The 14,192-nt window shown below is 47.7% G+C and carries 12 protein-coding genes; 8 read left to right on the top strand and 4 right to left on the bottom strand.

Translation table 11 applies throughout. The features are described 5' to 3' along the window. Window positions 1–207 precede the first annotated feature (207 nt). Window positions 208–1,404: an OmpP1/FadL family transporter gene (locus GA520_RS16200; protein ID WP_163338602.1), complete on the top strand. Its 1,197-nt coding sequence runs from the start codon at window positions 208–210 to the stop codon at window positions 1,402–1,404. Window positions 1,405–1,468: 64 nt separating this feature from the next. On the opposite strand, the gene GA520_RS16195 is transcribed toward GA520_RS16200, so the two are convergent. Next, window positions 1,469–2,338, bottom strand: a complete 870-nt coding sequence (locus tag GA520_RS16195) for a radical SAM protein (protein ID WP_163338715.1) — start codon at window positions 2,336–2,338, stop codon at window positions 1,469–1,471. A gap of 153 nt (window positions 2,339–2,491) precedes the next feature. Here GA520_RS16195 and GA520_RS16190 point away from each other — a divergent pair, with 153 nt between their 5' ends. Together GA520_RS16190 and GA520_RS16185 are read left to right on the top strand one after the other, a co-directional pair. Continuing rightward, the gene (locus GA520_RS16190) at window positions 2,492–4,516 is read left to right on the top strand and encodes an NADPH-dependent 2,4-dienoyl-CoA reductase (RefSeq protein ID WP_163338603.1); all 2,025 of its coding nucleotides are present in this window, start codon (window positions 2,492–2,494) and stop codon (window positions 4,514–4,516) included. Window positions 4,517–4,541: 25 nt separating this feature from the next. Then, a complete protein-coding gene (locus GA520_RS16185; protein WP_163338604.1) occupies window positions 4,542–5,177 on the top strand; it encodes a fumarylacetoacetate hydrolase family protein in 636 nt (211 codons plus the stop codon). 162 nt (window positions 5,178–5,339) lie between these two features. Here GA520_RS16185 and GA520_RS16180 read toward each other — a convergent pair whose 3' ends face one another. Further along, a complete protein-coding gene (locus GA520_RS16180; RefSeq protein WP_163338605.1) occupies window positions 5,340–5,810 on the bottom strand; it encodes an HAD family hydrolase in 471 nt (156 codons plus the stop codon). Window positions 5,811–6,008: 198 nt separating this feature from the next. On the opposite strand from GA520_RS16180, the gene GA520_RS16175 reads away from it, so the two are divergent. Together GA520_RS16175 and GA520_RS16170 are read left to right on the top strand one after the other, a co-directional pair. Further along, complete coding sequence (locus tag GA520_RS16175; RefSeq protein ID WP_163338606.1) at window positions 6,009–6,437, top strand: hypothetical protein; 429 nt, start codon at window positions 6,009–6,011, stop codon at window positions 6,435–6,437. 351 nt (window positions 6,438–6,788) lie between these two features. Beyond that, window positions 6,789–6,962, top strand: a complete 174-nt coding sequence (locus GA520_RS16170) for a hypothetical protein (RefSeq protein ID WP_163338607.1) — start codon at window positions 6,789–6,791, stop codon at window positions 6,960–6,962. An 81-nt stretch (window positions 6,963–7,043) separates the two neighbouring features. Here GA520_RS16170 and GA520_RS16165 read toward each other — a convergent pair whose 3' ends face one another. Continuing rightward, complete coding sequence (locus GA520_RS16165; protein ID WP_163338608.1) at window positions 7,044–9,887, bottom strand: ATP-binding protein; 2,844 nt, start codon at window positions 9,885–9,887, stop codon at window positions 7,044–7,046. 40 nt (window positions 9,888–9,927) lie between these two features. Continuing rightward, window positions 9,928–11,169, bottom strand: a complete 1,242-nt coding sequence (locus GA520_RS16160; RefSeq protein WP_163338609.1) for an ABC transporter substrate-binding protein — start codon at window positions 11,167–11,169, stop codon at window positions 9,928–9,930. Between the two features lie 333 nt (window positions 11,170–11,502). Here GA520_RS16160 and GA520_RS16155 point away from each other — a divergent pair, with 333 nt between their 5' ends. From GA520_RS16155 to GA520_RS16145, 3 genes are all read left to right on the top strand, one after another. Beyond that, window positions 11,503–12,819: an APC family permease gene (locus GA520_RS16155; protein ID WP_163338610.1), complete on the top strand. Its 1,317-nt coding sequence runs from the start codon at window positions 11,503–11,505 to the stop codon at window positions 12,817–12,819. Window positions 12,820–12,851: 32 nt separating this feature from the next. After that, the gene (locus tag GA520_RS16150) at window positions 12,852–13,778 is read left to right on the top strand and encodes a homocysteine S-methyltransferase family protein (RefSeq protein WP_163338611.1); all 927 of its coding nucleotides are present in this window, start codon (window positions 12,852–12,854) and stop codon (window positions 13,776–13,778) included. 129 nt (window positions 13,779–13,907) lie between these two features. Then, window positions 13,908–14,177, top strand: coding sequence for a hypothetical protein (locus GA520_RS16145; protein ID WP_304511237.1), 270 nt, complete (start codon window positions 13,908–13,910; stop codon window positions 14,175–14,177). The last annotated feature ends 15 nt before the right edge of the window (window positions 14,178–14,192 follow it).

Raw genomic sequence — 14,192 nt, 5'->3', positions numbered from 1 at the left:
TAAGTCAAATAGTCTTTATAGTTGACATTTGTGGAATTTATATTTAGACAATTAATTCAGTACGGGCGACTAGGAATGTTCTTTGCCTGCCTTGTACGTAAAAGAGAGATAGAGTGATGTCTGCTGGAATGCGAGGGCTGGCAGAAGGAGAAAGTATCCGCTGTGCAGTGCGGCGGGTGGAAGGTTAAAAATGAAGGGGAGATTAGAATGAAGAAAACTATTTCTGTAGTAGCGCTGGCTTCTCTGTTTGCAGCAGGTTCGGCAATGGCAACCGGTTACCGGATCCCGGAGCAATCGGTAGATTCCACCGCGAAGGTCGGTGCATCTATTGCTTCAGCAGATAGTGCTGATGCGGCCTATTACAACCCGGCCGGGATGTCTGATCTAGCCGATACCTGGCAGGTAGAGGGTACTGCTACATACCTGCACCTGACAAGTATCGATTATGCAGACAATGCGATTCCGCAGTTTGACGGCTCGTCGGAAAAAGAGAATTTCCTCCTGCCTACTTTCTTTGTTGTATCACCTGATTACAACAACTTCCGTTTTGGTTTCTCCCTGACAGAGACTTATGGCCTGCAGAAGAGATGGAATGATCCGTATCCACGTGCCTCTGCTCAGAAATTCTCTCTGACGGTATTTGAGTTCAATCCAACCGCTTCCTACAAGATCAACGAGATGTTCTCCATCGGTGCCGGTGTCCGGATTCTGTATAACGAGGCAACCGTATCTACCAACGCCGCTGCTTTCGGCCAAAACTCACTTTACCTGGATGGGGACACTGTCGAATGGGGATATAATCTCGCAGTTGATGCCAAGTTCACCGATAACCTGAAAATGGCCCTGACCTATCGCTCGAATGTTGATCTTGACTTTGAAGGCGATGCTACACTTTACCCTGCAGGTGGAGGTGCTCTTTCAATCAGTGGTGCCAAAACAACCATCCCAGCCCCAGCTGTCCTGGCACTGTCAACGGCCTATACCGTGGATCAGTGGACGTTTGACCTGACCATCGACCAGACCTTCTGGTCCGAGTATGAAAATCTGGTTTTCGATTTTGGCCCCGGGCTGCCACCAATTGCTTCGCCCAAGAACTGGGATGATACACTGTGTGTTCGTCTTGGTGTTGAGTACAGGTTGAACCCGACCCTGACCCTGATGGGAGGTATTGCCTATGACGATAATCCGGTACCTGATGCAAATGTAGGGTTTGAGCTTCCCGATTCTGATGCCTGGTTGTTCTCCTTTGGTGCCAAATACCAGATGTCTGAGCAACTGGAGCTGGGTGCGGCTATCCTCTACGACTATAAAGAAGAGCGTGATGTTACCAACGCCCGTATAAATGGCGAGTTTTCCAATGCTTCAGCTTTTCTGCTTTCTTTCGGTGTGAATTACAAGTTCTAAATTAGAACAGTAAAAGGACGAGAAGAACCTCCCTGTCTTTCAACAAAACAGGGAGGTTTTTTGTTTAGAGGGCCCTCATATACTCAGGTTTCAGGCTAACTTTTCCTTTTAAGGCGTCGTTGATGAGTAGTAGGATTTTCTCCCTGTCCTGTGGCAGTTTTGCTTTTATCGGCAGATAGTTCGATGCATGGTTGGCGTGAAAGTAGCCGTTTGTAAGGTGGGTGGTCGCAAACATGATCGCCAGTTCTTCAAGCATCTCTTCGGCCCCTGGCAGGTGCCAGTTTCCTCTTTGGGCTTCCTCATAGGCTGGTGTTCCCGGTGTGAGCATCAGGCTCAGCGCACCGACGAATTCGGGATCAATTGCGGAGAGCACCCGTCCGGTTTCCCGGGCATGGATGTGTGAACGTTCCTTCTGGCCAATACCAAGCAAAACTGTAATCGAAAGCCGGATTCCGGCGGAGCGTATCTTCTTTCCCATCTCGATCATTTTGTCAGAATCGGCTCCCTTTTTTATTCGCGCCAGTGTTACGTCATCTCCTGATTCAAGCCCCATGTAAGCAATGGTCAGGCCGAGATCATGGAGTTCCTTCAACTCTTCAACCGATTTCATTTTAATTGCTTTGGAGTTGGCATAACTGCCAATTCGTTCAAGCCATGGCAGTTTTTTACGGATTTGGGTAAGGATTTCGACGAGCCGCTTCTGGGGGATGATAAGGGCGTCACCGTCGCAGAGAAAGAGCCTGTTTTGATTGCGGCAGTGGTGGGCGGCAAAATCGATATCCCGCATGATCGTGTCATCATCCTTTATGGAGAAGCGGCTCCCTTTGTACATGCCGCAAAAGGTACATTTATTATGCGAGCAACCGGTGGTTACCTGTAAGAGTATCGAGTAGGCTTCACTGGGTGGACGAAATATATTTCCCTGATAGTCCATCATATTCTCCTTTTCGTAAACGTAATGGTTAACCTTGTAAGTATGATATAGTATAGTCATGTAAGGTGCTATTGGAAATTGACAAACAAGATAAAACTTTCACACATAATTGAACTTTGCTTTACGTAAATTAGATAACAGAGGGAGGATGCAATGACTGTTGCGGCGACAAGGTACCCCCATCTCTTGAATTCGCTTGATCTTGGCTTTACCACCTTAAAAAATCGGGTGTTGATGGGCTCGATGCATACCGGCCTGGAAGAGCAGAAAGACGGTTTTAACCGCATGGCCGAATACTTTGGGCAACGTGCCGCAGGAGGTGTTGGCCTCATCGTGACTGGCGGTGTGGCGCCAAACAGAGCTGGCTGGGTTGCCCCTTTTTCCCTGAGGTTGTCAAGTGCATCCCAGGTTGGCAACCATAGAATAGTAACGGAGCGGGTCCATGCAGAAGGTGGCAAGATATGCATGCAGATCCTGCATGCGGGTAGATACGGCTACCATCCTCTTTGTGTTGCCCCGAGCAGGATAAAGGCCCCGATTAACCGGTTCCGGCCATGGGCTCTGACCGGCAAAGGCGTTACCTCAACTATTGATGATTTTAGAAACTGCTCTGCGCTGGCACGCGAATCCGGCTATGACGGTGTTGAGATCATGGGCTCGGAAGGATACCTTATTAACCAGTTTATTGCGGCAAAGACCAATAAGCGAACAGACCGCTGGGGCGGTGACTATGAAAACAGGATACGTTTTGCCGTAAATATTGTGGAATCGGTTCGCCGTGAGGCGGGGGAGGATTTCATTATCGTCTACCGGTTGTCGATGCTCGATCTGGTTAAGGATGGTTCAAGCTGGGACGAGATCGTCCAACTCGCAAGGGAGATAGAAAAAGCTGGTGCGACGATAATTAATACTGGTATTGGCTGGCATGAGGCGAGAGTACCGACAATTGCCACCATGGTGCCCCGGGCCGGGTTCTCATGGGTTACCAAAAGATTGATGGGAGAGGTGAGTATCCCGCTGATTACTTCGAATCGAATTAATATGCCCGATGTCGCTGAGCAGGTTCTGGCCGAAGGGTGTGCAGATATGGTGAGTATGGCCCGCCCATTCCTGGCGGATCCTGAGTGGGTGAATAAAACAGCCAGTGGGCGGGTAGATGAAATAAACACCTGCATTGGTTGCAACCAGGCATGCCTTGATAACATCTTCTCCAGAAAAACAGCGTCTTGTCTTGTGAATCCCAGAGCCTGTCATGAAACGCAATTACCATTTGTCGAGACCGAAGTTTCAAAAAAAGTTGCGGTGGTCGGGGCTGGGCCGGCAGGACTATCCTGTGCTGCGACCGCGGCAGCCAGAGGACATAAGGTAACGCTTTTTGAAGCATCAGCGAAAATTGGCGGGCAGTTTCTCATAGCACGGGCGATACCGGGGAAAGGTGAGTTTGAGGAGACGCTTCGCTATTTTAAACGGCAACTCGAACTGCATGAGGTGGATGTCCGTCTTGAGCATCGTGCCACGTTTGAGGACTTGAAAGAATATGATGAAATAGTTGTTGCGACCGGCGTTATCCCACGTCAATTAGAGATCCCTGGTATTGACGGAGAAAATGTTGCAACATACAGTGAGATTATCAGTGGGCAGAAAAAGGCGGGCGAAAGGGTCGCCATCATCGGTGCAGGAGGTATCGGCTTTGATACGGCTCTCTTCCTGTTGCATGGCGAGAGGGAACACGATACAATTGACTCCTTTTTGACACACTGGGGCGTAGATAAGGAGTACAGGTTGCGGGGTGGTCTAGGTGATACCAGAGTAGAAAGCCCAGCACGGGAAATCCATATCCTGCAGAGAAAGCAGAGTAAACCGGGAGTAAGCCTAGGCAAGACAACCGGTTGGATTCACAGGTTGGAACTAAAGAAGAATGGGGTGAAATTCCGGGTTGGAGTGGAGTATCTTTCAATTGATGAAAACGGACTCTGGATTAACCAGGGTGAAAGGGAGCAACTGGTTTCTGTTGATACTGTAGTGGTGTGCGCCGGTCAGGTATCAGAGCCCGGATTAATGAAGGAACTAGACGAAAAAGGAATCGGCTACCATGTAATTGGAGGGGCCGAAAAAGCGGCTGAACTGGACGCCAAAAAAGCCATAGGTGATGGGGTCGCAATCGCCGACAGCTTGTAACAGCTAAGTAAGAACGCAGGAGTTTATGCCAACAGCAGAAGACACAAAAAAACAGGGAAACCTGAATCCGGAAAGGGAATACGCACCATCAAAAATTGTTTGTGTGGGGCGCAATTATGTTGAGCATATCTCCGAGTTGGGCAATGAACTGCCGAATCAGATGGTTATCTTCTGTAAACCAAACTCCGCCATTACCGATGTGCTCCATGCCTTTAATGGAGAGAGGCTTCATTACGAGGCAGAGATTTGTTACATAATCGAGGCGGGAAAACCTGTGGCTGTCACTTGCGGTCTGGATCTCACCAAAAGGGAACTGCAGGCAGATTTAAAGACAAAAGGGTTACCGTGGGAACGGGCGAAAGGTTTTGACGGTTCAGCCCTGTTCGGCCCCTTTGTTGCCTTGGAGGATATACAGCAGGAGTTAACCATAGAACTCTACGTAAATGGCACACTTAGGCAGCAGGGATCTACCTCGATGATGTTACATAAACCGGAAAATATTTTGAGGGAAATTGGCACGGTGATGACACTTGATGATGGTGACATTGTCATGACCGGTACACCGGCCGGGGTCGGTGAAGTTGTGGCCGGGGATAATTATATGGCAAGAATCCTGGCGGCCGGAGAGGAAATAATATCCTGCAGCTGGCTGGCTGTCTAAAGGAGGCTGTCCGAGAATGCCCTTTCTCCCCAGTTCCTCGTTATTTGCAGAAAACTTATGCTCGCAATAGCACGTATATGGCTGTGCTAAATTTTCTGCAGTTGTCTCGATCTGAACCAAAATGGCAATTCTCCGACACGCTCCAGGAAAATCCATTTATCGTTATCTCCTCAAGGTTGCTCTGAGCCTGTCTAAGTGGAGAAGAAGGTCGAGGCTGTCCAATATCGAGGTGCAGAAAAGGTCTGCTCCTTTGATGACCTCGGCAGCTGCACCTTCTTTCTGGATAACACCTATTCCAAGCGCCGCCTTTTGAAGCATGAGCCCGTCATTTTTACCATTGCCGACGGCGACCACATTGTCGAAGCCAAGTTCTTCAATATATGCTTCCTTGGCCAGGTCCTGCCTGTCAGGTCCGACCACCGTGATGGTGACAGGTGCCCCGGCAAGTTTATCTTGTACTGTTCCATGGGTGTCGGCCGTGACTACATGTATTTTCAGCGCATTCCGCAGCTTTTCAAGACGTTGTGCTATACCTGCAATGGGCTCTCCGTCTTCCGCTATAGTGCCGTTGTAATCAAGTACCAGATGGGCGAGTCGGAGAGTAGGTGATCCGGGGATTGATATTTCAAGCATGGTTCTTCTTTTTCTGTGAATTTATATGTCGGATATAAGCCATTGGCGTATCGAATGCATTGTAAGGCAACCTGCTCTTGATTATAATAGCCTGTTATCCCATATAATTTAACCTATTACAATCATGCCATGAAAATAACAGAGACGTTCAAAAATTTCAGTTCTTATCTGTGGGGTAAAAAGAAAGAGCTGGTTGATATGGATGAAAAAGATGTGCTGCTTGCCAAAGTTGTTATGGACATTCACCGAAAACGAAGTCATACAACCTTTGAGAATGTTAACCTTTTTCAGCTATATCCTATTCATCCCATCGATAGAGAAGGATCACTTGCATCCATGGAGAAGCGCAGTCAGGTTCTTATGGATTTTCGGAATGAGCTTTTGGCTCAACGAATTTTGACGGGCGAAATCCTAAAAAAATTTATACCCAGTGTGTCGGCCATAAAGGCAGTTAGGACAGGTGATGATTCTTATGTCACCTTTGAGGGTAATGGCAGGCTGGCCTCCTTGCAAAAAGTTTTTACGCCCCAGGATTATATGGAGGTGGAGATTGAATTGTATCATTTCTCGAATGTTAAGAAAATGATCCGCCGGGTCGAGAGGGTAAGGAGCCTTCACAACTTATAAAGTGTAATCCGGCGGATTGCGTCAGCAGGAATGGCCCGATTTACACGTGGCAGTTAAGGGGAAGATGTATAAGTTAATTGGTTTGGGACGGCCGGTGTGCAGTCCTACACGACACAACGTTACAGATTGAACACATAGCAGGCTGAAGGGCTGGATAAATCCCTTGGCGAACTGTATCTCATCAATGGTGATTTAAAAAATACTTTTCAATATGTTCCTGAAACTATATGGACAGATGTGGTTATGGCCGAGATACTTCCTGATGACATTAAGAAGGACTTAGAAAGCGCTTGTGCTTTACACCTTCGTGCGACTGCTGATTACGCTCAGTGTGAGGAGTTTAGCAGAGCAATGTCGAATTTACTTGCGAGACTGGAGGATGCCCGATGTTTTGAAACAGCTGACATCGTTATGGGGCTTCTCCTCGACTGTAACCCGAAAACCGGTGCCCATTGTGACAAAGCGACTGTTGTTGGCCGGGTAACCAAAAAACTAGAGGATAAAATCAAAAGCTCCCACTCTTAACAAAAACTCCTGTTGATCAATATACGGCATAAATCTGCCAGCGGCCATGTAGCTGTTTACTGAAAATGCAGGCCTGGTGAGTTATCCTTTTGAGTCAGTCATAAATTCCTTAATTGCAATCCCGAATTCATGCAATGTATATGGTTTCTTGATAAATCCATTGATGCCAAGTTTCTTAATTTTAGTAATTTCGTCATGATCTGAAAAACCACTGGCGACTACTGCCTTCTGTTCCGGGCGAATAGCAATGACTCCCTCGTAGGTCTCTCGTCCGTTTATGCCCGGACTCATCATCATGTCGAGAACTATGAGGTCATATGATTTCTCTTTCACAAGTTCTATGGCTTCCTCGCCAGAGGCGGCGGTTTCAACCTGATAACGAAGGGAGTTGAGTATCTGAGTGGCGATACTTCTTTGCATGGGCTCATCGTCGACAACAAGCAGCTTTTCACCAGTCCCCATGATATCAATATTTGAAAATGATTCCGGTAAATTGTCTGATGTCTCTCTGGTAACCGGGAAGTAGAGGTCGAAAGTTGTTCCGGTTTGGTCGCTGCTGACGGATACCGTTCCGCCATGTTCCTGAACGGTGTTCCATACAATCGTTAAACCCAGCCCGGTGCCGCTTCGGCCCATCACCTTTTTAGAGTAGAACGGCTCAAAAATGTTGCCTATATCTTTTTCAGATATACCTGGTCCGTTATCAGCAATTCTGAGGATGACATACTCATCATCTGGGAGAGTTGATTCTTGGAGATCTCGCTTATCGAAATAGCGGTTTTCTGTTGATATCGTGATCATTCCGGATTGTTCTATGGCCTCGAAGGCGTTTAATACCAGATTCATGAGGCACTTCTTGATGTGTATCGGTGAGCATGAAATGTTGAGCAACTCAGGGCTGAATTCTGTCTGGATGGACACCTCCGGGTAAAGGGTTAAGATTTTTTTTGCTTCAGGAGATGTGAGATATTCTGAGACTAACCGGTTCAGGTTGGCGATTTTTCGATCGGCGATCGTTCCCCGTGTTACAATGAGCAGGTCGGCAACAACCGCAGCTGCGCGTTGGCCTGCTTCTTTGATCTCCTGCAGCGGTTTGATAAGGTCACTTTCAGCAGGAAGTTTTAAAAGCAAGAGATCGGGGTAGGAAACGATTCCTGAGAGAATGTTGTTCAGGTCGTGAGCGACGCCCCCGGCCATAAGGCCGATGGTCTCAACTTTCTGGGCCTGCATTAGCTTGGCCTGGTTCATTTTCATTTCGGTGATGTCAAAATAGGTCAGCATGCGGGCATCACCCGGCAACACCACACATTGATGCTGGAAAAACCTGCCATCGATGGTTTCGATTTCCACAGGGGCAATTTCACCTCTAGAGATCATCTCCTCACTGTTATATAGATATTCCTTAACTGGCTCACCCAGGGTATTGTAAACACTCTTGTAGCGGTCGGTATCGAGCAAATCGGCAAGTACCATTGTCTCGGATGTTCTATTTTCTGTGATTTCCCAAATATTGAGGAATGCTTTATTGACGAGGAGAACATTCAGTTTGGAATCTGTAAAAATAATCCCGTAATCAATACTATCCATGACAGCATTAAGTTCGTCCACCGTTATCCTCAATCTGTTCTCAACGTTTGAACGGTGATCCACAAATCGTTTGAGTGCAGCAGCCATATCACTTATTTCATCGTCGCCGGCCAGGGGAATTTCTGCATGTCTTCCTGTTGAATGGAACTCCATTGCCTGTCGAAGGGCTGTAAGCCGGGCCAAAACTTGTTTTTCAACATAGAACCAGCCGATGATGATAGAAAGAATTATGGCAATAGTAGCCCCAACAGACTGGATTGCCAGCGCTTTATTCAAACTTTTTCGTAACTGTGCTGTTGATTGCTGAGCCAACTTCTGACTGTTGAGATTTACTATGTCGATGGCTGTGGTCAGGTCTTCTGCAAGTAATAGGGCTTTGCTCGCAGAGGTTGCTGCAGATTGGCGAATGGAGAGCTCTTCTTTACGTTGAAAAAAGATAGAAGGATCGTTTGTGCCATACCTGAATATCGGCATAGCCGTAATGACCATCTGGTGATTTTGTGGTGTTGTATGGGAGAGGACCAAAAACATCTTCTTGATCTGTGGCACTATTGCCTGAAACTGCTCTTCAAGATCTTCGACCGTTGCAACGTCATTTGAATTTGCTGCTTCGTAGAGCACTCCGGCGGCCAGGTATGTCAGCGCTACGGCTTCAAGATTTGATCGCATTTCTCCTGCTGCTGAGCTTATGAGAGTTTCAAAACCAACCCTCAGTTTGTCATCGATTTTTTTAATTCCTACTCCTGGGTCTTCTCTTGCGAACTCCGCTATCAGGTCCCTGATTTCCGCACTTATCTCATGACCTTTCTGACGGAATATCAAATAACTTTGGGATATCCTGGGTTCCGCAAGGGTGATGAATTCATGGTGGTTGTCGCGTAATCCTGCTACCGCCTTTTGCATTTGGTGGTTTATGGTAATGAAACGAGTAAACAGCTTTTCCTGTTCCTTCATAAAGGACACGAGTTGTACAACATGGTCTTTTATAATTTGGATTTCGTACTGTTTGACATCGAGCTGTTCAAGCTCATGAATGAGGGAGGTGATTTCAGCAATATGCTGATCAAGTTGATTGATGAGCTGAGAGTGTTCCTGTTTTGTTGTAATTTCAGGAAATTCATTAATGCTCAAAGCGAAGAATTGCGCCTTTTTATCCAGTTTGAGGGAGTTGGCAATGAGAGGGAGTGTTTCGGACATAATGATGTCCAGTTTCTCCTGGGTGTGAATGATTGACAGGCGGGCAGTCAATACCGCACTCACGGAAATGAGCACCACGATAATAAATGCGCCTAAAAGGCGGACCCTGATTCGTGTACCGGATTTCATAAAAACAGACAAGTAGTCTCTGGTCAGTTGTTTGGAAATAAATCCGATAGGTTTAAAGTTTTGATTTTTCCACAGCCTCTGCAAGCATTCTTGTTGCCTCATCCGGGGAGAGGTCCCTGGTGTTCCAAAATTTTGTAATAACAGACATAATAGCACTGGCTATAATGCCGTTATTGGCCATGTTGAACCCCGGGTAGGTCGAGCCTTTCACTGCCACTGTTGTCATGGCAAGACGTGCGCATTTGTCAAACCCTGTGACGGGGGCATCAAGGCGCGGTGGTATGGAACCTTTTAGCAAATTAAAGGAGCTTTGAACCTCTTTTTTCATTATGGTCATTGCCAGTTTTTCCTGGGCTTGTTGCATGGCTTCATCCGTGACATTTCCCATGGCGAATGTGTCTGAAACCATAATAAAAGCTCCTTCACTTCCAGGGCTGAATGCACAGATAAAATCTTTATCCGGTTCCATTCCTGCCTGGAAAAACTCACCTTTAGCCCAGTCTCCCATTATTTGGAATGCAGCTTTACCTTCGATGACCAGTTTTGTCGTATCCGACCAGTTTCTATCAGGGCTTTCGGGATCAATGAATTGCTGAAGAGAGCGGAATGTTTCAAATGCCTTCTTCATACCAGGACTTTGCAGTGCTTCCGGTTTGTGGTGGACCAGGGCGTCCTCGTATAACTTTGCCCCACCGACCCCGAGTACAACAGGCAGGAACAAGGCGCGTTCCTGCCATGGCTGACCACCCAGAGCCAGGGGGTAGTAACCGGCTTCCCGTATTCTGGGGGCGTATTGTAAAAAATCATCCCAGTTTTTGGGTATGCCTATTCCAACCTCATCAAGGATTTTTTTGTTGGCCCATATCCAGTTTGAACTGTGAAGCGTCATAGGTACCGCAATAATATTGCCGTCGACTGTTATGCCGTCCCAGATCGCCTCAGGCAGAACGTCTCTCCACTGTTCTTTCCTGGCAAGTTCATTGATGTTTCGAAAGAGACCTTCACTATATAATTCCTTCAATGAGACTCCAGCTTGCCACTGAACTGCTGTTGGTGGTTTGCCATCAAGAATTCTCGAAATTGCAGCGGTCTTTGCGTAATATGAGGATTCCACCGGGGTGTCTATCCACTTGTTGCCGTTTTCCTGAAAGGTGTCTATGAGGGTCTGAAGGGCTGCTCTTTCGCCTCCGGAAACCCACCAGTGGATGACTTCTGCCTCATGTTGTGCGGACACGGTGATACAGGGGAGAAGAAAGAATGCTATCGCTGCAACGAAGGTCGCCAGGCGCGTCATGGGACAGTCTCCGGGTAAAGGTTACAAGGATAATAAATGTACTGTATCACATCTGCTTGCGATAAAGAATCAGATGGGCGGCCGCGTTGGAAGAAATTTCCGTTATCATAAATGGAATCAGGGGTAATGATGATGGATACATGAAATATATCGCAATAAAGTTATGTTTCCGGTAATGTGTGGCGATGTTCGTGACGTTTTGATCAATATGTTGTTTGACTTGAGAAATGTGAGATGCTGAGTTGTGAGTCGTTTGGTCCATGGTTCATAAAATGTGTTAAACCGATGGCAAGGCAACCGGGCACTCATCTGACAATATTGTAGGTGTAAAATATGCAGGAATTGGAGCGTAAATACGGTATCTGGACCGCGATTGCCATGGTGGTCGGCATCACCATCGGCTCCGGTGTGTTCTTTAAGGCAGACGATGTGTTGGTTGCTTCAGGTGGAAACCTGGTGACAGCGCTTACTGCCTGGGCCCTCGGCGGGGCGATCATGGTTGTGACTGCGTTTGTATTTGCCGGGATCGCAACGAGAATTCAGAGGGTGAATGGTCTTGTAGACTATTTTGAGGAGGCTTACGGCCCTTGTGCCGGTTATCTGGTAGCCTGGTTCATGACCTTTATTTATTATCCAACCCTGGTCGCCGTTCTCGCTTGGGTTTCGGCCAATTACAGTATTAGCCTGATGGGACTTGAAAAAGGGGTCTGGCTACTTGCTGCAATGTATCTTATCCTCTTTTTCCTCGTCAATTGTTTTTCCCCTGTTCTTGCCGGGAAATGGCAGGTTTCGGCAACCGTTATCAAACTTGTCCCGTTGTTTCTCGTTGCTGTAATCGGTGGTATATCGGGGCTTATGAGTGGTCAGACGTTGGAAAGTTTTACCATCGCAGCCAATAACGTTACAGAGGGTGGCGGTCTTGCCGTGGCCACACTGGCAACGGCGTTTGCCTACGAGGGCTGGATTATCGCGACCTCCATAAATGCCGAATTAAAGGATGCCAAAAGAACGTTGCCGAAAGCCCTCTTTTTCGGCTCCTGCCTGGTCGTGTTTATTTATATGCTTTATTATCTTGGTATCTCCGGGGTGCTGTCCAATGATGAAGTCATTGCTGCCGGCAATGATGCCCCTGTTGAAGTTCTGTCGATTATCTTTGGGCGTCTTGGCGGGACTGCTTTGTCCGTGTTTGTTATTATCTCCTGCCTGGGCACCCTGAATGGCCTTATCATGGGTTCGGCGCGAGGAATGTTTTCCATCGCATCAAGAGGTCTGGGGCCGAAACCGGAGATCTTTGCCAGGGTTGACCCCAGAACCAACAGCACCATGATTTCGGCTGGTGTGGGGTTCATCATGTCCAGCTTCTGGCTGATGGTCTGGTATGGGAATTTTGCCGGTTGGTGGGGGCACTTCATGGACATATCCGAGCTTCCCATCGCGTTTCTTTACGTCATCTATATCTCACTCTATTTATGGGTAATTCGCACCTTTGAAGATGCCCGTCTGTTCAGAAGGTATATTGCACCGTTGCTTGCTGCGGCTGGATCCTGCTATATTATATGGGGAGCGGTGCAAAAGGAGATGTTCCTTCACTTTTTCCTGCTCTCACTCTGCATCATTGTTGCCGGCTTGCCGTATATGAACAGGAAATAGAAACCGGCCAAAATCTGATTCCCGGAGGTGTTGTGAATTTTACCCAAACCCTGGCCAGAGCCAAGGCCATGCTGACCGAAGGTGCAATTGCTGAGAGATTGCGTCGTCGGGATGACGTGGAACTGCATCCTACATTGTTTAATACGCCTCTCATCCAGGACGAGCATGGACGTCAATGCATGGAGGATATTTACCGCCAGTACCGGAACCTCGCGGCACAGGCAGGATTGCCTATGTTGATCTGTGCACCCACCTGGCGGGTTGATAGGGCAAGGATTAAGGCTGCCGGTTTCAGCGAGGGGCTGAACCGCGAGGCTGTGCGGTTTATGAGAGAACTTCAGGTGAAATGGCAGAGGGCTCAGTCTCCTCTTTTTGTCGGTGGATTGATTGGGCCTAAAAACGATTGCTACGCACCTGATGAGGCGTTATCTGCAGACGAGGCACGGGAGTATCACTCCTGGCAGATACGCGAACTTGCAGAAAGCGGGGTGGATTGTATTATCGGCCAGACCTTTCCCGCTGTTTCTGAAGCGCTTGGTGTCGGTAAGGCGGCCCGAGAGGCCGGAATTCCCTATATCATAAGTTTCTGTATAAACAGACATGCTATGATCCTCGACGGCACGCCACTGTATGAGGGGATTCAGCAACTAGACCGGGAATTGAAGGAAAGCCCTGCAGGCTACATGGTGAATTGCGTGTTCCCGACCTTTATTCAACCAAAGAATCAACCACCTGAACTCTTTACCCGCCTGGTCGGCATTCAGGCCAATGCCTCCTCAAAAGATCACGACCAGCTTGACAATGCAGAAACCCTGCAGCAAGACAGCAGGGACGAGTGGGTTGATCTCATGCTCGAGCTCAACAGACGCTACGGCGTCAAGATCCTGGGCGGATGTTGTGGTACGGATGAGCACTATATCGGTGGCATTGCCAAAGGACTTGCTGAAATCCTGACGTAAACCAATGAGGGCAGGATAAGAAATTCATACAGGAAGGTTGGTCAGGGAATAGAGGCGAGGGGACATTAACCGGTCATTGATGATATACACCCGGAAGCATTTTCCCGGCAGTAATTTACTCTTCTTGCTGTGAAATATTTCCTATGGACTTCCGCAGCGAGTATCGTTAATGACTGCTTTCTGGCGATGATAGTGGCAAATGGTTTTGACCCGGCAATCATGAATCCTCTCGATAAGGATATCATGGCCCTTGTTACCACAGCAGATATGATAGCGGGTGACGACGATTACTATATGCTGTTTATCAAGGAGACCCGGGCAGGAACCGTGGTCTCTCATGCGGACGATTGCATGGTCGAAGGGGTGGCGTCGTGGGTCATTTGTTGTATAGTCACGTAAAGAGTGAACTTATTA

This window comes from Desulfopila sp. IMCC35008, from assembly GCF_010646885.2.
GTDB lineage: Bacteria > Desulfobacterota > Desulfobulbia > Desulfobulbales > Desulfocapsaceae > Desulfopila.
The sequence above is the reverse complement of the archived record's forward strand: the minus strand, read 5'-3'. Positions and strand labels throughout refer to the sequence as shown.